The sequence below is a fragment of the Halobaculum sp. EA56 genome (assembly GCF_051195075.1).
Taxonomy (GTDB): Archaea; Halobacteriota; Halobacteria; order Halobacteriales; family Haloferacaceae; genus Halobaculum.
Map to the genome: position 1 here is coordinate 16,218 of NZ_JBNTJX010000015.1, position 16,485 is coordinate 32,702.

The 16,485-nt window shown below is 72.9% G+C and carries 17 protein-coding genes and 2 tRNA genes; 13 read left to right on the top strand and 6 right to left on the bottom strand.

Annotation, left to right across the window (positions count from 1 at the left end; all coding sequences use genetic code 11):
- The first annotated feature begins 126 nt into the window (after window positions 1-126).
- Both ACQUQ1_RS17880 and ACQUQ1_RS17885 read left to right on the top strand, forming a co-directional pair.
- Window positions 127-1,545 (top strand): class II fumarate hydratase, encoded by a 1,419-nt coding sequence (locus ACQUQ1_RS17880; RefSeq protein WP_435065663.1) that lies wholly within the window; start codon window positions 127-129, stop codon window positions 1,543-1,545.
- A 44-nt stretch (window positions 1,546-1,589) separates the two neighbouring features.
- On the top strand, window positions 1,590-2,759 hold the full coding sequence (locus tag ACQUQ1_RS17885) for a citrate synthase (RefSeq protein ID WP_435065664.1): 1,170 nt from the start codon (window positions 1,590-1,592) through the stop codon (window positions 2,757-2,759).
- 36 nt (window positions 2,760-2,795) lie between these two features.
- On the opposite strand, the gene ACQUQ1_RS17890 is transcribed toward ACQUQ1_RS17885, so the two are convergent.
- A complete protein-coding gene (locus ACQUQ1_RS17890) occupies window positions 2,796-3,395 on the bottom strand; it encodes an AsnC family transcriptional regulator (protein WP_435065665.1) in 600 nt (199 codons plus the stop codon).
- Between the two features lie 227 nt (window positions 3,396-3,622).
- Between ACQUQ1_RS17890 and ACQUQ1_RS17895 the strand changes: the two genes are divergently transcribed.
- The 3 genes from ACQUQ1_RS17895 to ACQUQ1_RS17905 all read left to right on the top strand — a co-directional run bounded on the left by ACQUQ1_RS17895 (window position 3,623) and on the right by ACQUQ1_RS17905 (window position 6,861).
- Window positions 3,623-3,790, top strand: coding sequence for an HVO_2901 family zinc finger protein (locus tag ACQUQ1_RS17895; protein WP_435065666.1), 168 nt, complete (start codon window positions 3,623-3,625; stop codon window positions 3,788-3,790).
- A gap of 131 nt (window positions 3,791-3,921) precedes the next feature.
- Window positions 3,922-5,796, top strand: coding sequence for a Glu-tRNA(Gln) amidotransferase subunit GatE (gatE, locus tag ACQUQ1_RS17900; protein WP_435065667.1), 1,875 nt, complete (start codon window positions 3,922-3,924; stop codon window positions 5,794-5,796).
- A gap of 468 nt (window positions 5,797-6,264) precedes the next feature.
- Window positions 6,265-6,861, top strand: coding sequence for a uracil-DNA glycosylase (locus tag ACQUQ1_RS17905; protein ID WP_435065718.1), 597 nt, complete (start codon window positions 6,265-6,267; stop codon window positions 6,859-6,861).
- A 30-nt stretch (window positions 6,862-6,891) separates the two neighbouring features.
- On the opposite strand, the gene ACQUQ1_RS17910 is transcribed toward ACQUQ1_RS17905, so the two are convergent.
- A complete protein-coding gene (locus ACQUQ1_RS17910; RefSeq protein ID WP_435065668.1) occupies window positions 6,892-7,110 on the bottom strand; it encodes a hypothetical protein in 219 nt (72 codons plus the stop codon).
- 60 nt (window positions 7,111-7,170) lie between these two features.
- Here ACQUQ1_RS17910 and ACQUQ1_RS17915 point away from each other — a divergent pair, with 60 nt between their 5' ends.
- The gene (locus ACQUQ1_RS17915) at window positions 7,171-7,920 is read left to right on the top strand and encodes a hypothetical protein (protein ID WP_435065669.1); all 750 of its coding nucleotides are present in this window, start codon (window positions 7,171-7,173) and stop codon (window positions 7,918-7,920) included.
- Between the two features lie 108 nt (window positions 7,921-8,028).
- Window positions 8,029-8,110: transfer RNA gene (locus tag ACQUQ1_RS17920), tRNA-Ser, on the top strand.
- A gap of 49 nt (window positions 8,111-8,159) precedes the next feature.
- Here the strand turns inward: ACQUQ1_RS17920 and ACQUQ1_RS17925 are convergent.
- Window positions 8,160-8,594, bottom strand: coding sequence for a DUF3054 domain-containing protein (locus tag ACQUQ1_RS17925; protein WP_435065670.1), 435 nt, complete (start codon window positions 8,592-8,594; stop codon window positions 8,160-8,162).
- Window positions 8,595-8,618: 24 nt separating this feature from the next.
- A complete protein-coding gene (locus tag ACQUQ1_RS17930; protein WP_435065671.1) occupies window positions 8,619-9,266 on the bottom strand; it encodes a class I SAM-dependent methyltransferase in 648 nt (215 codons plus the stop codon).
- 87 nt (window positions 9,267-9,353) lie between these two features.
- Between ACQUQ1_RS17930 and ACQUQ1_RS17935 the strand changes: the two genes are divergently transcribed.
- The 4 genes from ACQUQ1_RS17935 to ACQUQ1_RS17950 all read left to right on the top strand — a co-directional run bounded on the left by ACQUQ1_RS17935 (window position 9,354) and on the right by ACQUQ1_RS17950 (window position 11,845).
- Window positions 9,354-9,959 (top strand): GNAT family N-acetyltransferase, encoded by a 606-nt coding sequence (locus ACQUQ1_RS17935; RefSeq protein WP_435065672.1) that lies wholly within the window; start codon window positions 9,354-9,356, stop codon window positions 9,957-9,959.
- A gap of 69 nt (window positions 9,960-10,028) precedes the next feature.
- On the top strand, window positions 10,029-10,613 hold the full coding sequence (locus ACQUQ1_RS17940; RefSeq protein WP_435065673.1) for a GNAT family N-acetyltransferase: 585 nt from the start codon (window positions 10,029-10,031) through the stop codon (window positions 10,611-10,613).
- 83 nt (window positions 10,614-10,696) lie between these two features.
- Entirely contained in the window at window positions 10,697-11,674 is a 978-nt protein-coding gene (fen, locus tag ACQUQ1_RS17945; protein ID WP_435065674.1) for a flap endonuclease-1, read from the top strand.
- Between the two features lie 96 nt (window positions 11,675-11,770).
- Window positions 11,771-11,845: transfer RNA gene (locus ACQUQ1_RS17950), tRNA-Glu, on the top strand.
- Between the two features lie 213 nt (window positions 11,846-12,058).
- Here ACQUQ1_RS17950 and ACQUQ1_RS17955 read toward each other — a convergent pair.
- A complete protein-coding gene (locus ACQUQ1_RS17955) occupies window positions 12,059-13,012 on the bottom strand; it encodes a WD40/YVTN/BNR-like repeat-containing protein (RefSeq protein ID WP_435065675.1) in 954 nt (317 codons plus the stop codon).
- A 152-nt stretch (window positions 13,013-13,164) separates the two neighbouring features.
- Here ACQUQ1_RS17955 and ACQUQ1_RS17960 point away from each other — a divergent pair, with 152 nt between their 5' ends.
- A complete protein-coding gene (locus ACQUQ1_RS17960; RefSeq protein ID WP_435065676.1) occupies window positions 13,165-14,130 on the top strand; it encodes a UbiA family prenyltransferase in 966 nt (321 codons plus the stop codon).
- A gap of 90 nt (window positions 14,131-14,220) precedes the next feature.
- On the top strand, window positions 14,221-15,027 hold the full coding sequence (locus tag ACQUQ1_RS17965) for a helix-turn-helix transcriptional regulator (RefSeq protein WP_435065677.1): 807 nt from the start codon (window positions 14,221-14,223) through the stop codon (window positions 15,025-15,027).
- Window positions 15,028-15,034: 7 nt separating this feature from the next.
- On the opposite strand, the gene ACQUQ1_RS17970 is transcribed toward ACQUQ1_RS17965, so the two are convergent.
- Window positions 15,035-16,474, bottom strand: a complete 1,440-nt coding sequence (locus ACQUQ1_RS17970) for a DASH family cryptochrome (protein ID WP_435065678.1) — start codon at window positions 16,472-16,474, stop codon at window positions 15,035-15,037.
- Window positions 16,475-16,485 lie beyond the last annotated feature (11 nt).

The following is a 16,485-nucleotide window of genomic DNA, read 5'->3' on the forward strand; positions in this document are numbered from 1 at the left end:
TGACTCACGGCGACGGACCGCGCGCCGGTCGCGACCGCGTGGCGGCGACCGGAACCCCGACGAGGACGTCGGATCGCCGGCGGGGTATCGGTGCCTTTTACGACGACTGCGCCCGAGTCGCCGCGTATGAGCGAGGACACCGACGAGGAGTACCGGACGGAGTCGGACAGCCTCGGCGAGATGCAGGTACCCGCCGACGCCTACTGGGGCGCACAGACCCAGCGCGCCGTCGAGAACTTCCCCATCAGCGGCGTGACGTTCGGGCGCCGCTTCGTGCGCGCGCTCGGCGTCGTGAAGAAGGCGGCCGCACGGGCGAACCGGGACCTGGGTCACCTGGACGAGGACACCGCCGAGGCGATCGTCGAGGCCGCGGACGAGGTCATCGCCGGCGAGCACGACGACCAGTTCCCGGTCGACGTGTTCCAGACCGGGTCCGGCACCTCCTCGAACATGAACGCCAACGAGGTGATCGCCAACCGGGCGGCCGAGATCTCCGGGGCGGAGGTCGGCGAGCGCGTCGTCCACCCGAACGACCACGTCAACTTCGGCCAGTCGAGCAACGACGTGATCCCGACGGCGATGCACGTCGCCGCGCTGGAGGCCGTCGAGAAGGACCTCATGCCCGCGCTGGAGGAACTCCACGCCGCCCTCGAGGAGAAGGAAGCGGAGTTCGACGGCGTCGTCAAGACCGGCCGCACGCACCTCCAGGACGCGACGCCCGTCCGCCTCGGCCAGGAGTTCGGCGGTTACCGCGCGCAGATACGGAAGGGGATCAAGCGCGTCGGCGACACCCGGTACCACCTCCGCGAACTGGCGCTCGGCGGGACCGCCGTCGGTACCGGCCTCAACACGGATCCGGAGTTCCCCGAACTCGCCGCCGAGTACATCTCCGAGGAGACCAACACGCAGTTCCGCGAGGCCGACAATCACTTCGAGGCGCAGGCGGCCCACGACGCCATGTCGGAGGCCCACGGCGCGCTCCGCACCGTCGCCGGCTCGCTGAACAAGATCGCGAACGACCTCCGGCTGCTCGCGTCCGGCCCGCGCAACGGGCTCGGGGAGATCGAACAGCCCGAGAACCAGCCGGGCTCGTCGATCATGCCGGGCAAGATCAACCCCGTCGTCGCCGAGGCGGTGAACCAGGTCCACAAGCAGGTCGTCGGCAACGACGCGGCCGTCTCGGCGGGCGCCGCCGAGGGACAGATCGACCTCAACCTCTACAAGCCGGTGCTCGCGCACAACTTCCTCCAGTCGGCCGAACTGCTGGCGAACGCCAGCGAGGTGTTCGGCGAGCGGTTCGTCGCCAAGCTGGAGGCGAACGAGGCGTTCTGCGAGGAGCGCGTCGAGCAGTCGATGGCGCTGGCCACGGCGCTCAACCCCGCGATCGGCTACGACAGGGCCAGCGAGGTCGCCAAGACCGCGCTGAAGGAGGACAAGACCGTCCGGGAGGTCGTCCTGGAGAAGGGCTACCTCACCGAGGAGGAGGCCGACGAGGTGCTGGACCCAGAGGCGATGACCCGCCGCGGCATCCTCGGCGAGGACTGATCGGCCCCTCCCCGTTTTTATCGGCGGGGCGTAACCGTGTACGCGTGACGGACGACATCGCACGCGGGCTCGAGGGCGTCACCGTCGCCGAGACCCGCCTGAGCAGCATCGACGGCGAGGCCGGCGAGCTGATCGTCGGCGGCTACCCGATCGGGGAGCTCGCCGGGAACGCGACGTTCGAGGAGACGGTGTTCCTCCTCCGGGAGGACCGCCTCCCCGACGCCGAGGAACTGGACTCGTTCCGGGCGGACCTCGCCGCACGCCGCGGGATCGGACCGGAGGTACGGGAGACGCTCCGGGCGGCCGCCGAGGCCGACCTGCCCGCGATGGACGCGCTCCGGATGGGTGTGGCCGCCGCGACGCTCGACGACGACGCCGACGGGGGGGACGGGGACGTCGACACGGGCGATCGCGCGACCGACCCCTCCGGGGACGCCCTGCGAGCCGTCGCGGTGCTGCCGACGATCGTCGCGACCTACTGGCGGCACCGGGAGGGCGAGGACCCGGTAGCCCCACGCGAGGACCTCGGACACGCCGCGAACTACCTGTACATGCTGACCGGGGAAGAGCCCGACGAGGCGGATGTCCGGGGCATCGAGACGTACCTCAACACGGTCGTCGACCACGGGCTGAACGCCTCGACGTTCACCGCCCGATGTATCGCCTCGACCGAGTCGGACGTGATCTCGGCGGTGACCGGCGCGGTCGGCGCCCTGAAGGGGCCGCTCCACGGCGGGGCGCCGGGCCCGGTGCTCGACATGCTCGTCGAGATCCACGAGTCGGGCGACCCCGAGGCGGCCGTCCGCGACCGCCTCGACGCCGGCGAGCGGCTCATGGGGTTCGGCCACCGGGTGTACGAGGTGCGCGACCCCCGCGCGGCGGTGCTCTCGGAGGCGGCCGAGTCGTTCTACGAGGCGTCCGGCGACACGGACTTCTTCGAGTCCGCGCGCGAGGCCGAGCGGGTCGGCGTCGAGGCGCTGGCCGAGCACAAGGCCGGCCACAGCCTGCAGACGAACGTGGAGTTCTACACGGCCGTCCTCCTGCACGGCATCGGCGTCCCGAAGGACCTGTTCACCGCAACGTTCGCGGTCGCCCGGGTTGGGGGGTGGACCGCTCACTGCCTCGAACAGCTCTCGGACAACAGGATCATCCGGCCGCGCGCCAGATACGTGGGAGAGACGGGCCGGACGTGGGTTCCGGTCTCCGAGCGGTAGCCGGGACCGCCGGGGGTCCGGGGTCGGTGTCCGGCGTCAGGTCGCGCCCTCCTCCATACGCTCGTAGCGCTCCTCGAACGTCGACTCGCAGGTCGGACAGCAAAAGTGGTACAGGGTGCCGCCGATCCGCGCGGCGACGCCCTCGCTGGTGACGCTGTTGCCGCACTCGTCGCACTCCAGGGCGAACTCGGTCGCGCTGACGCTGACGCCCGGGCTCCAGTCCACCTCCGAGACGAGGTCGACTGAGTAGTCCTCGACGGCGTCGGCGCCGACCACGGCGGCGACCCACTCGCCGACGGCGTCGTCGGCGACCCGGGCGTACGCGACGACGTCGCTCTCGGCGGTCGTGAACACGTGTTCGACCGCCTCGCTCGCGCGGAGCGACTCGCGTACGTCGCCGGCGCCGCCCGGCGGGAGCTCGAACCGGAGCAGGACCGGGGTGCCCGCCCGCAGCGTCGAGCGGTCCACGTCGACGGTGAACCGCCGGATGACGCCGGCCTCGCGCAGACGCGAGACGCGATCGGAGACCGCGGGCGCCGAGAGGTCGACCGCCTCGCCGATCTCGCTGTAGGGGCGTCTGCCGTCCGCCGCGAGCATCCGGAGGATCTCCATGTCGGTCTCGTCGAGGTCGCGCATCCGCCGGACCGACGCAGGGAGCCGGCAAAATAGCTGTCCCGTCGGCCCCGGGCTCGTCTCCCCGGAAGCCGAATCGGGCGAAGACGGCGGGATCGCGTTCGGGGCGTCCGCTCCGTGATCCCGCCGATCGCGGCGCCCCCTTGCGATCACGAGAACGGTCGAGTTCGGACTCCTACCGTCCGGAACAGACCGGTACGTTCAATTCCTCCCGGTCGAAGGTATCGGGTATGCCTCAGCTCACAGCGAGAGCGACCGGTCGGGACCTCCTGCGATGTCGACGATGCGGGACGGAGTTCCCCGAGGGACGGGCGACCGAGGACGGCTGGCACTACGCGTGTCCCGAGGAGGGCTGTGACGCGAGGGGCCTGGGGGACGGCCTCAAGCGCGTGGAGTGACGGGTACCCCCCGGAACGACGCGGCGCCCGCGGTCGCCACCGCGGCCGACGGAGCCGACACGGTCGACTGACACGGGGGGCGCCGCCCCGACTCACACCCTTTTTCTCCCCGGCCGCCGCAGGTCCGCCCAATGACCGATCGCTCGTTCGATCCCGAGGACCTCGGCCTCGTCGCGGGGCTGGAGATCCACCAGCAGCTCGACACGGCGACGAAGCTCTTCTGTGACTCGCCGACGACGCTCCGAGACCCCGAGGAGTCCGAGCGCACGATCACCCGCTTTCTCCACCCGACGAAGTCCGAACTCGGCGAGGTGGACGAGGCCGCCCTCGAGGAGTCGCGGGTCGACCGCACCTTCGAGTACCTCGCGTACGACACCACCTGCCTCGTCGAGGAGGACGACGAGCCGCCCCACGAGATGGACGAGGAGGCCCTGGCGGTGGCGATGCAGATCGCCGATCTGCTCGACATGGACGTGGTCGACCAGGCGCACGTGATGCGCAAGATCGTCATCGACGGGTCGAACACCTCCGGCTTCCAGCGCTCCACCCTGCTCGCCCGGGAGGGCGAGATCGAGACCGACGAGGGCCCGGTCGGAATCGAGGACCTCATGCTGGAGGAGGAGTCCGCCAAGCGCGTCGAGGAGACCGACGACGGCGTCCGCTACTCGCTCGACCGGCTGGGTATCCCCCTGGTCGAGATCGGCACGAAGCCGGACATCACCACCCCCGAGCAGGCCCGCGAGGCCGCGGAGCGCATCGGCATGCTGCTGCGCTCGACGGGGACCGTGAAGCGCGGCCTCGGCACCATCCGCCAGGACGTGAACGTCTCCATCGAGGAGGGCGCCCGCGTCGAGATCAAGGGCGTCCAAGCGCTCGACCAGATCGACGAGATCGTCGAGACGGAGGTGCGCCGCCAGAAGGAGCTGGTCGACGTCGCCGCCGAGCTCGACGGGCGCGACGCAGAGGTGGGGGAGCCGACCGACGTGACGGACGTGTTCGCGGACACCGACTCGGGCGTCATCGCGGGCGCGCTGGACTCGGGCGGCGTCGTTCGCGCGGTCCGGCTGGCGGGCTTCGAGGGGCTCGTGGGCCGCGAGATCGCCCCCGACCGCCGGCTCGGCACCGAACTCTCCGACCACGCGAAGCGCCACGGCGCCGGCGGCATCTTCCACACCGACGAGCTTCCGGCCTACGGCGTCACCGAGGCGGAGGTCGACGCGCTCCGGGAGGCCGTCGAGGCCGAGGAGGGGGACGCGGTCGCGCTCGTCGCCGACGACCCCGAGACCGCCGACCTCGCCATCGACGCGGCCGCCGAGCGGGCGGAGACGGCCATCGAGGGCGTCCCCGAGGAGACCCGCGGCGCGAACGACGACGGCACCACCCGCTACCTCCGGCCGCTCCCCGGCGCCGCCCGGCTGTACCCCGAGACGGACGTGCCGCCCGTCGAGCCCGACCCGAGCGAGGTCGAGACCCCCGAGTTGCTTACCGAGAAGGTCGACCGTTACCAGCGGGAGTACGGCCTCGGCGCCGGCCTCGCCGAGCAGGTCGCGTACGGGCGCCGGATGCCGCTGTTCGAGTCGGTCGTCGCCGACGGCGTCGACCCCACCTTCGCGGCGACGACGCTGGAGTCGACGCTGACGGAGCTCCGGCGCGACGACGTGCCCGTCGGGGAACTGACCGACGACCACCTCCGCGAGGTGTTCGCGCTCGTCGAGGACGGCGACCTCGCCAAGGAGGGCGTCGGCGACGTGCTCACGGTCCTCGCCGAGGAGCCACACCTGACCGCCGAGGAGGCCGTCGAGGAGGCCGGGCTCTCCGGAGTGGACGAGGACGAGGTGCGCGAGGCGGTCGCCGAGGTCGTCGAGCGCAACGCCGAGCAGGTCGAGGCCGAGGGCATGGGCGCCTTCTCGGGCCTGATGGGCGAGGCGATGGGCGCGCTGCGCGGGAAGGCCGACGGCGAGGTGGTGAGCGACGTGCTGCGCGAGGAGATACAGAAGCGGGCGTAGGGCGGGACGGTCCGGCGGCTCCGACACGATTCTCCCGTCGATCCGGCAGCCGCGGTGGCGCGCGCCGGCGGGCCTCCGATCACGCGAGTGAAACGAGTGTGATCTCACGAGACCGAAGGTCTCGGGTAGTGCCCGCCGGGAGCGCGCGAGGGATGAGCATCGCGAAACCTTCGGTCTCGCTAGCCCGCGGGCGACTCGCGGGTCGCCCGCGGACACCGCAACGCGAGCGGAGCGAGCGTGAGGAGCGCAATCGGTCGGGGAGGACGAGGCGGCGGTGCGGTCGCCGCGGGCGGGACTGAAAGGGGCCGCGGGGGATTTCGCGGTCGGCACCACGGTAGTCCGATCCGAGCCAGTCCGAACCGATACGCCACCGACAACCACTCGTCCCGATCGACCACACGATTAAACCCCGCACCCACCGAACCGGGATCAGTGCCGCACCAGGAGGAACTCTCGAACCCCTACGGGATGGACACCGACTGCCAGCACTGTCCCGCGCTCGTCGAGTGCCGCGAGCGCGTCGTCCACGGCTACGGCGACGCCGAGGCGGAGGTGCTGGTCCTCGGGGAGGCGCCCACCGCCGGCGCCGAGCGGACTGGCGTTCCCTTCACCGGCGACGAGGCGGGGCGGCGCATCCAGCGCGTCCTCGACGAACTGGGCCTCTCGCGCTCGCCGCCCGACGCCGACGAGCCGGACCTCCAGAACGTCTACACCACCTACCTGACGCGGTGTCGCCACCCCGAGCGCCCGCCCACCGACGAGGAGGAGCGCAACTGCGAGCCGTTCCTCAACGCCGAGGTGCGGATGATCAATCCGGAGCTCATCGTCCCGGTCGGCCAGCGCGCGCTGGAGGCGCTCGCCATCGAGTACACCACCCGCGCGCCCGACTCCTTCGACGCCGACGCCGAACACGCGACCACGGTGCGTGGTCGGGGGTTCGAACTCCTGCCGATGAAGGACCTCGACGACCTCACCGACGCCGACGCCGACGCGTTCGTCGAGCACGTGACCGAGAACGTCTTCTCGCGCGACTACCGCCAGACGAAGGGTCGCCGGAGCCGCTGACCGGGTCGAGCCGCGGTCGCGACCCTCTACTCACCAGTACGACGTCTCCCAGCGTGCCGGCGCCGTCCGGCGCCCCCACGCGACGGCCGAGAGGACGGCGACGGCGAGCAGGACCCCCGTCGCGACCAGCCCGACCGTCGGGACGTCGCTCACGGCGGTCCCGGTCGCGAGCAGGAACGCGACGGCGGCGGCGGCGGTGAGCACCGACAGCAGCGAGCCGAGTCGGACCAGCGAGGCGACGAACTCCATGTCCCGGCTGCGGCGGGGCGTTTGATAAATCCCTTTGCCCGTGCCGCCCGAGTCGCGGGTATGACCGTCGTCGCCGTCCTCGCGGACCCGCCCCGGCCCGGACTCGCCCTGCCCGCCCTCGCGGAGTCGACGCCGCTCGACGCCGACGCGGCGGCCGACCTGTACGCCGCGACGCTGAAGGACACCTTCCGCGCCGTCGAGCGCTCGGGGGGCGACCTGCTCGTCAACTACCGGCCCGACGACCTCCTGCCCGACGAGCACGTGACCGGGACCACGAGCGAGGCGGAGCTGCGCGCGCTCGCCGGCGAGGCGCTGGAGGACGTGACCGACGCGCGATTCGAGCCGCAGGTCGGCTCCTCGGTCTCCGCGCGCGCCGGCAACACCGCCACGCACCTCCTCCGCGAGGAGGGCGTCGACTCGGTCGCCGTGACCCGCGGGACGGCCCCGCTGCTCACCCGGCCGGTGATCGACTCGGCGGCGATGAAGCTCCGGGGGAACCAGACCGTCCTCGGCCCGAGCACCCGCGGGCGGACGTATTACGCGGGCTTCACCGCGCCCGTCGACTTCGAGGCCGCCCTCGGCGACGCCGAACTGGAGACGCTCGTCGACCGGGCCAACGACGCCGCCCACAGCGTCGAGTTCCTCCCGATGCACGTCGCCGTCGAGACGGCCGCCGACCTGCGGGACCTGCTGCCGGTGCTGTGGAGCCGGATCGAGGCCGAGCGGGTCGTCCCCGAACACACGGCGACGTTCGTCCACGAACACGGCCTGCGCGTGCGCGACGGCGCGGTCGTCGTCGACGGGAGCTGAAGCGGGTGTGCGAGCGAGACCGGGAGCGAGCGCGGGAACGGGAGCGGCGACGCCGGGGCGGCGACCGACCGTTAGGACTTAGACGCGGACCGCGGAAGGTGTGAGCGTGGTGGGGTGGCAGAGTGGCCTATTGCGTCTGCCTTGAAAGCAGATGGCGCAAGCCTCCTGGGTTCGAATCCCAGCCCCACCGAACTTCTCGACGGAACGGCGAGAGCGACGCGTGACCGACGCGTCCGCCCTCAGAGGAACTGCCCGGCCACGTACCGCCAGAGCCCCAACGACACGGACCCGACGAGGAGCATCACGACCGCGAACGTGACCGCGACGCCGCCGTCGACGAACGGCGTCGCGCGCAGCGCGAGGCCGACGACGGCCGCGGGGACCCACGAGCGGACCGCGAGCGGCACCGACGCCTTCGCCGACTCGGCGGCGCCGGCGGAGTAGGCGCCCACCAGCGGCGCGGCGACGGCCCAGCCGACGAGGAACGGCGCGGCCACCGCGAGCAGCGCCAGCACGTCGCCGACCCCCGCCGGCGGGAAGGGGACGGTACCGTGCCGGAGCGAGCCGGCGTAGATGAACGCGACGATGACGAGCAGGTCGCCGACCGCGAGCGGGAGCGCGGCCGCGTCGACCCGGTTCGCGAGGAACGAGTCCGTGCCCGAGTCCGTTGCCATGTCCGGGAGTTACGCCGGGCCGGCTTAACGCCCGCGTTCCTCGTCGGTCGCGGGGACGTCCCCCTCCCCCGACGCGCCGTCGACCGGCCCGTCGCTCGGCCGCACCCCGACGACGGTGTAGCCGAACCCCGGGTCGACGACGTGGCCGCGCAGGCCCGCGTCCTCGAGCCTCCCGGTCAGCTCCCGGGGGCGGAGGAACCGCGAATCCATCCCCGCCAGCGACTCCAGCGCCGCGAGCGCGCGTCCGCGACGAGTCCCGGGGTCGAACTCCCGGATCACGACGACGCCGCCGGGCGCGAGCGCGCGGGCGACCTCCCGGAGCGCCGCCTCCGGGTCCGGGAAGTGATGGAGCGCGTCCGTCACGACGACCGCGTCGAGGCTCGCGTCCCGAACCGGGAGACGGGCGGCGTCGGCGCGGACGGCGGGGACGCCCTCCTCGCGGGCGCGACGCAGCATCCCCCCGGAGTAGTCGAACACGGCCGCCTCGACGTCGAGCTGCCGGAGCGTGCGGCTCGCCCGCCCCGTCCCGCCCCCGAGGTCGACCACGCGCTCGACCGGGCGGTGGGCGAACGCCAGCCCCGCGCGGAGATCCTCGGGGAGCGTCGGCGGCATGAAGACGTCGTACAGCGGGGCGATCCGGTCGAAGAAGCCCACGTCGCCGTGCCCGAACATACCGGGAGGTCGGGGCGCGGGGAGTTAGCCGTGGCGCCGTGACCCTCCCGCCGCCGAACTGAAGCCCCGTCGGCGCCAACGTGTCCCGTGGAGTTCCGCCTGCTCGGCTGGCCCGGGGACGACGTGGTCCTCAGGCTCGACCACCGCGCGTACGCCTACGCCGGCAAGTTCGCGATGTCGACCACCGGGAAGGCCGTCGCGCTCGACGCCGACGGCGCCGGCGACGACCCCGCGGAGTTCGCGGTGCCGGCGGAGCCGAAGCGCGAGTACGTCGACCCGGCTGCGGTCGTCGCCTTCAGCGCGGACCGGACCGACCCCGACGCGCTGTGGCTCCGCTACGTGAGCGTCCGCCGCGGGCGACGCGGGGACGGCGTCGGCCCGCGGCTGTGCCGGTTCGTCGTCGGGCGCGCGGCCGAGCGTGGCTACGAGCGCGTCCGCATCGCCGTCAACAACGCCTACAGCTACGAGGCGCTCTACAAGGTCGGCTTCGCGTGGACGGGCCGCGAGACGGGCATCGCGGAACTCGTCCTGGAGCGGCCCGCGGAGGAGCCGGCCGCCCTCGACCCGGCGGCCTACCGCGAGGGGCTGGCGACCATCGCGGCGCGCGACGACGTGGGCGACGGCGAGCGCGCGTTCGCCGAGCGCAAGCGCGAGCGGGGGCCGCCCGACGTCGTCGACGGCGGCGGCGAGTGAGGGTCGGGATCCCCCGACCGCACCCACGGACCCCCGAAGGCACTTGCCCCCGGCCCGGGTCGACCCGGTATGCCCGGCACACGCATCGTCGAGGGCGAGCGCGTCACCCTCCGGACGGTCGAGCGCGAGGACGTCCCCTTCCTGCAGCGCGCGTTCACCGAGCCCGCGGTCCGGTACCCGCTCGGCAACGCAGTCCGGAACCGCGAGGAGATCGAGGAGCACTTCGAGGAGCACGACGGCACCCGCTTTCTGGTGTGTCTCGACGGCGACGAGGCGGGATCGGACCCTGACGCCGTCGCGACCGACCGCGACCCCTCCGCCGGGGAGACGCGCCCGATCGGCTCGGTCGACGTCGCGGATGCCGACTGGAAGCGCCCGGAACTCGGCTACTGGCTCGTCCCCGCCGTCCACGGCGAGGGGTACGGCACCGAGGCCGTCGGCCTGGTCGTCGACTACGTGTTCCGCGTCCACGACGCGCCGGCCGTCGCCGCCGGGGTTTACGCCTACAACGAGGCCTCCCGGGGGCTTCTGGAGTCGCTCGGCTTCCGCGAGGAAGGTCGCTCCCGGAAGCACCGGTTCGTCGACGGCGAGCACCGCGACCTCGTCAGGTACGGCCTCCTCAGGTCCGAGTGGAAGGAGCAGCGGGGGAACTGACGCCGGTCCCGACGTGACGAACCCGTGGGCCGCCCCGTCCGGGACTCGGGAGCTTCAAACCCCGCCGACCCCACGGTCCGGTAATGGGAAACGCGGATCTCCGTGACATCGCACACATCGAGGAGGTCGCCTTCGGGGACGTCTCCGGGGTGGTCGCGGTGGACGCGCACAACTGGCTGTACCGCTACCTCACGACGACGGTGAAGTTTACCAGCGACCACCGGTACACCACCGCGGACGGCGAGGAGGTCGCGAACCTCATCGGCATCGTGCAGGGGCTCCCGAAGTTCTTCGACAACGACCTCACCCCCGTATTCGTCTTCGACGGCGGCGTGACCGACCTCAAGGACGACGAGGTGGCGAAGCGCCGCGAGGCGCGCGAGAAGGCCGAGGAGCGCAAGCGGGAGGCCGAGGAGCGCGGCGACGACGTCGAGGCCGCCCGCCTCGACGCGCGCACCCAGCGGCTCACCGACACCATCCACGAGACCTCGCGGGAGCTGCTGGACCTGCTGGACGTGCCCGTCGTGGAGGCGCCCGCCGAGGGCGAGGCGCAGTGCGCGTACATGAACCGCGTCGGCGACGTCGACTACGCCGGCAGCGAGGACTACGACACGATGCTGTTCGGCGGGCCGCTGACGCTGCGACAGCTCACCTCGAAGGGCGACCCGGAGCTGATGGACCTGGAGAAGACGCTCGCCGACCACGACATCACCTACGAACAGTTGGTGGACGTGGCGATGCTGTGCGGGACGGACTTCAACGAGGGCGTCCGGGGGATCGGCCCGAAGACGGCCCTGAAGGCGGTGAAGGAGCACGGCGACCTGTTCGGCGTGCTCTCCGCACGCGACGCGGAGATCCCGAACGCCGAGCGGGTCCGGCAGTTCTTCTTCGAGCCGCCGGTGACCGACGACTACGAGTTCGACGCCGCGGTCACGCCCGACGTGGACGCCGCCCGGGCGTACGTCGTCGACGAGTGGGAGGTCGACCCCGACGAGGTGGAGCGCGGCTTCGACCGGATCGCGGAGGCGCTCACCCAGACCGGGCTGGACGACTGGACCTGACCGGCCGACCGCGGGCGGGTCGTGGCCCGCCCGCGGGGCGCTGCCCGCACTCGGATCCGATGGGATTAACACGTCCCGCCGGGTAGGAACGGACGCGCTCGGTTGGTGTAGTCCGGCCAATCATGTTGGCCTTTCGAGCCGACGACCAGGGTTCAAATCCCTGACCGAGCATGGTTCTTGGAACGGAGTGGAGAGAACCACGCGCAGCGTCGGGATCTGAAGTAGACCGAACGCGCACAGCGGAGCGAGCACGTTCGGCCGTGGTTCAAATCCCTGACCGAGCATGTTCCGACGAGCGACACCGCGTCCGGCGAACCCCGGGTTCGCGTCGAAAGAGGACGGTCGCGTCGGCCGTGCGGGGGACCGCCCGCCGGCGGCGACCGCTTACCGCTCGATGACCGTGCCGCTGGCCCCGACGGCGACGTCGGGGTCGCCGCGGACGACCGCCTTCAGGTTCGCCCCGGTGGGCGTGTCCAGCCGGGTCCAGTCGCCGCCGGCGAGTTCGAACACCGTCCCGCCGCCGCCGACCGTCAGGCCGGCGCCGTCCTCGACCTCCACGTCGCGGAGGCCGGCGTCGCCGAGGTCGGTGGGGTCCCACGCCGTCCCGTTCCACTCGTAGACGGTCCCCCCGCCGCCGGCGACGTACACCTCGTCGGGGGCGTCGCTGTCGACGGCGTAGAAGTTGACGTTCGCGTTCTCGATCCCGAGGCGGTCGTACGTCCCCCCGTCGTCGGTCGAGAACACCGTCTGGTTGCCGTCGACGGCGTGGCCCGCGCGGTCGCCGTGGAAGTCGATCGCGTCGATCGCCGACCCGGACCCGGGCGTCACCTGGTCGAACGTCTCGCCGCCGTCGAAGCTGTAGTAGATCTTCCCCGAGTCGCCGGCGACGTAGACGTTCTCCTCGTCGGCCGGGCCGGCGACGGCCACGCCGTTGAAGTTGTTCGTCACGTCGTTCGGGGCCGAGTAGTCCGTGAGACTCCCCGTCGTCACGTCGTACTCGCCGATCGCCCCGGACGCGCCGACGAACCAGAGCCGCTCGCCGTCGTCGGAGACGTCCGCGCCGTACAGCGAGTTGCCGTTGCCGGTCGGCCCGCCGTCGATCACGCGCGTCCACCCCCCGGCGTCGCGGCGGAGGACGTCACCGCCGCCGCCGACGGCGTACGCGCCGGCGTCCGTCTCGGCCACGTCGTACAGGTCCCTGTCGGTCGGCGTCTCCGCGACGGTCCAGCCGGACTCGGCCGCGGCGGCGCCGGCCGAGCCGAGGACCCCCCCTGCAACGAACGCGCCCGCGATACCCCGCAACGCCGTCCGTCTCGTCGTGTGCGTGCGTTCGGTCATGGTGTGCCTCCGATTCACCCTTCCGTCGGGACCCACTTACCCTCAGTCCGTGCGGGCCGGGGTCGGCCGCCGACGCGGCTCCCGGGGGGCGAGCGAGTTCCCGCGCCGCGGGAAGTGGAAACGCACTTCCGGCGGGCGTCGGAGGGGCCTCCATGCGCGCTGACGTGGGGACCGGCGGCGCCGGGGGGCGCCGACTCCTCTCCCGCCTCGCCGCCGCGGCGACGGTCACCCGGCTCCGGGCGACCGTCGGCTACAACCTCGCGTACGTCGCGCTCGGCGCCGGGCTCGGGCTGCTCGGGAGCGCGGACCCCGGGGCGGCCCTCCGCGACGCCGCCGCCCCCGTCGCCGGCTACGCGTTGGCGACGTTCCTCGCGAAGGGCTCCGCGTCCGTCGCCGACGCGGTCCACGACCGGCCCGTCGACGCCGAGAACCCGTCGACCGAGCGGGTCGCCGCCGCGGTCGGCCGCCTCGGCGTCGAGCCCTGCTGGAGCCTGTTCGTCCTCGAACTCGTCGCCGGGGTCGCCGTCGCCGGCCGGGTCGCCCTCGCGGTCGGCGCGGCGTGGCCGCTCGCGGCCGTCTCCGCGACCGCGCTGCTGGGGTTCGCGTACTCGTACCCGCCGCGGCTGAAGGAGCGGGGCCTGCTCAACCACGTCGTCACGACCGGGGTGGACGTGTGCGCGGTCGTGCTCGCGACGGCGCTGCTGGTCGCCGACGCCCTCACGGTCGCCGCCGTCGTCGCCGGCGGCGTCGTGTTCGCGTACACCTTCGGCTACCACCTCGTCCACCAGGCGGCCGACGCCCACTACGACCGCGGCGCGGGCGTGGAGACGTTCGCGACGCGCGCCGGCGTGCCGCGGACGCTCGCGCTCGCGGCCGGCTGCTCCGGGGCCGCCGCGGGGCTCGCCCTCGCGCTCGGCTACGTCGTCGTCGCGGTCGCGTCGCTGCTCGCGGCGGCGTGGTACCTCCGGCTGTACGGGCGGACCCGCGGGCGGCCGCCGAAGGCGCGGACCGACGTCGTTGCCGATCGGTTCGACGTGGGCCGCGTCGCGACCGCGCTCAACGCCGCGACCGCCCTCGCCGTCTGGGTCCGCGTGCTCGGGTTCCCGTCGGCCGTGTGACGGGCCCGGGCACGCGGCGTCGCGTCCGGCCGCTCCGGCCCGGACTTCGTCGTTGACAAGGGATTTACAGCCTCGACCCACACGTCCGCTATGAACGGTGACGACGCCGGCGCGGCCGTCAGGGAGGCGACGCGCAAGCGCGACGCCGTCCTCGCCGAGGTCGTCGCCGGCGCGGCGCGCAAGCCGGCACTGGTCGACGCGGTCGGGGTGTCGCGTTCCACTGTCGACCGCGCCGTCGACGACCTGACCGGGGCCGGACTGGTCGAGGACGACGGCGGCACGGTCCGCGCGACGGTCGCCGGCGAGCTGGCGCTGTCGGCCCGCCGGGAGTACGAGTCGCTCACGGACGCCCTCGGGGAGGCCGAGCCGTTGCTGTCCGCGATGCCCGAGGAGGCACCGCTCGACCGCTCGCTGTTCGCCGGCGCCGACGTCGCGCTCGCGGACCCGCAGACGCCGGAGGCCGCCCTCGACCCGGCCATCGGCGCGCTGTCCGGGGCGGACCGCCTGCGGGGGTTCGCCCCGGTCGTGAAGTCGAACTACGCGTCGGTGGTGTACCGGGAGGTCCGCGAGCGCGGGCTCTCGGTGGAGCTGATCGTCGGCCGGGGGACGCTGGAGTCGGCGGCGGCCGTCGCCCGCGGCCGGGAGGACCTCGCGGCCGTCCTCGCGGCCGAGGAGGTGGACCTGCTCGCGACCGAGGGGGCGCTCCCGTACGCGCTGTGGATCGCCGAGCGCGACGACGGCGACGAGACGGTCGGGGTGACGGTCCACGACGCCGGCGCCATCGTGGGCGTCCTCACGACCGACGACCCCGACGCCGCCGAGTGGGCGCGGGGGGTGTACCGGGCCTACCGCGAGGACGCCGAGGCGGTCGACCCCGACGCGCTCGGGACGGAGTGAGCGGGGCTCACAGCGCACGCGGGTCGACCATCGGCTCGGGGTAGTCGACGCCCAGCCGGACGCCGTACTCGGCCTGCTCCCGGCCAGACAGCGTCCACGGCTCGTGGACCGCGTCCGGCGGCACGTCCGACAGTTCCGGAATCCAGCGCGTCACGTACTCCCCGTCGGCGTCGTACCGCCTCGCCTGCGAGACGACGTCGAAGGAGCGGTCCCGGCTGTCGTTGCCGACCCCGGCGACGTACGCCCAGTTGCCGTAGTTGGACGCGGGGTCGTAGTCGACCAGCCGCGTCTCGAAGTACGCCGCCCCCCGGCGCCAGTCGATCCGGAGGTCGTTCGCGAGGAACGACGCGGCGTTCTGCCGGGCGCGGTTGCTCTGGTACCCCGTCGCGTTCAGCTCCCGCATCGCCGCGTCGACGAAGGGGACCCCGGTGTCGCCGGCCGCCCACCGCTCGAAGGCCGCCTCGTCCTCGCGCCAGTCGAGGTCGTCGCGCCCGCGGATCCCTCCGCGGGTGAAGAACGCGCTCCCGTGCTTGGCGAACTGGAACTGGAAGAAGTCCCGCCAGACCAGCTCGAACAGCAGCCAGTACGTCGAGTCGTTGGCGACCCGCTCGCGCTCGTAGCGCTTCACCGCGCGGCGCACCCGCCGCGGGGAGAGACAGCCCTCGTTGAGCCACGGCGACAGCTTCGAGGAGTACCCCTGCCCGACCAGCCCGTTTCGCGTCTCCTTGTACTCGCGCAGGCGGTCCTCCTCGAACAGGTAGCGGTCGAGGCGGGCCAGCCCGGCGGGCTCGCCGCCCTCGAACGCGAGCGCGGCACGGTCGTCGTACTCGGCCGGCTCGACCCCGAGGTCGGCCTGCGACGGGACCGACCCGGCGCCGACCTCGTCGACGGGCGCCGGCGGCAGGTCGGGCTCCGGGAGGGGCTCGCGCACCGTCGCCTCGTTCTCGACGGACTTCCGGAAGTCGGTGTACGTGTCTGAGATGTCGGTGTACGCCGTCGGGAGGTCGTTCGGGTGGTAGAGGGTGTGCGTCCAGTGGCGCTCGGGCGTCGCCCCCAGGGCGCGTAGCCGCTCGCGGACGGCGTTCTCCGCGCGCACCTCCTCGGGCGTCGGGAGCGTCTGGTAGCTGACGACGTCGGCGCCGACCGCCTCCGCGACCGCCGGGACGACCCGCTCGGGCGTGTCGTGACGGACGACGAGATCGGACCCGCGCTCGCGGAGCCGCTCGCGCAGGTCCGCGACCGACTCCCGGCGGAAGCGCGCCCGATAGGGGCCGGTCTTCTGGTAGCGGAAGGAGTTCGACCCCCCGAACTCGCGCTCGCCGTACTCGCGGGGGTCGAACGCGTACACCGGCAGCACCTCGTCCGCGTCGGCCGACTCCGCGAGCGCCTCGTTGTCGTGGACCCGCAGGTCGCGTCTGAACCAGACGACGGCCGTGTCGGCTGTCATCGGGGTCCCAA

Bases quoted from the DNA above. Each gene is read 5' to 3' on its own strand.
- ACQUQ1_RS17890 (WP_435065665.1), bottom strand. From the start codon at position 3,395: ATGCGCGACCTCGACGAGACCGACATGGAGATCCTCCGGATGCTCGCG.
- ACQUQ1_RS17965 (WP_435065677.1), top strand. From the start codon at position 14,221: ATGAACGGTGACGACGCCGGCGCGGCCGTCAGGGAGGCGACGCGCAAG.
- ACQUQ1_RS17905 (WP_435065718.1), top strand. From the start codon at position 6,265: ATGGACACCGACTGCCAGCACTGTCCCGCGCTCGTCGAGTGCCGCGAG.
- gatE (WP_435065667.1), top strand. From the start codon at position 3,922: ATGACCGATCGCTCGTTCGATCCCGAGGACCTCGGCCTCGTCGCGGGG.
- ACQUQ1_RS17955 (WP_435065675.1), bottom strand. From the start codon at position 13,012: ATGACCGAACGCACGCACACGACGAGACGGACGGCGTTGCGGGGTATC.
- ACQUQ1_RS17915 (WP_435065669.1), top strand. From the start codon at position 7,171: ATGACCGTCGTCGCCGTCCTCGCGGACCCGCCCCGGCCCGGACTCGCC.
- ACQUQ1_RS17970 (WP_435065678.1), bottom strand. From the start codon at position 16,474: ATGACAGCCGACACGGCCGTCGTCTGGTTCAGACGCGACCTGCGGGTC.
- ACQUQ1_RS17880 (WP_435065663.1), top strand. From the start codon at position 127: ATGAGCGAGGACACCGACGAGGAGTACCGGACGGAGTCGGACAGCCTC.
- ACQUQ1_RS17960 (WP_435065676.1), top strand. From the start codon at position 13,165: ATGCGCGCTGACGTGGGGACCGGCGGCGCCGGGGGGCGCCGACTCCTC.
- ACQUQ1_RS17895 (WP_435065666.1), top strand. From the start codon at position 3,623: ATGCCTCAGCTCACAGCGAGAGCGACCGGTCGGGACCTCCTGCGATGT.
- ACQUQ1_RS17925 (WP_435065670.1), bottom strand. From the start codon at position 8,594: ATGGCAACGGACTCGGGCACGGACTCGTTCCTCGCGAACCGGGTCGAC.
- ACQUQ1_RS17910 (WP_435065668.1), bottom strand. From the start codon at position 7,110: ATGGAGTTCGTCGCCTCGCTGGTCCGACTCGGCTCGCTGCTGTCGGTG.
- ACQUQ1_RS17940 (WP_435065673.1), top strand. From the start codon at position 10,029: ATGCCCGGCACACGCATCGTCGAGGGCGAGCGCGTCACCCTCCGGACG.
- ACQUQ1_RS17930 (WP_435065671.1), bottom strand. From the start codon at position 9,266: ATGTTCGGGCACGGCGACGTGGGCTTCTTCGACCGGATCGCCCCGCTG.
- fen (WP_435065674.1), top strand. From the start codon at position 10,697: ATGGGAAACGCGGATCTCCGTGACATCGCACACATCGAGGAGGTCGCC.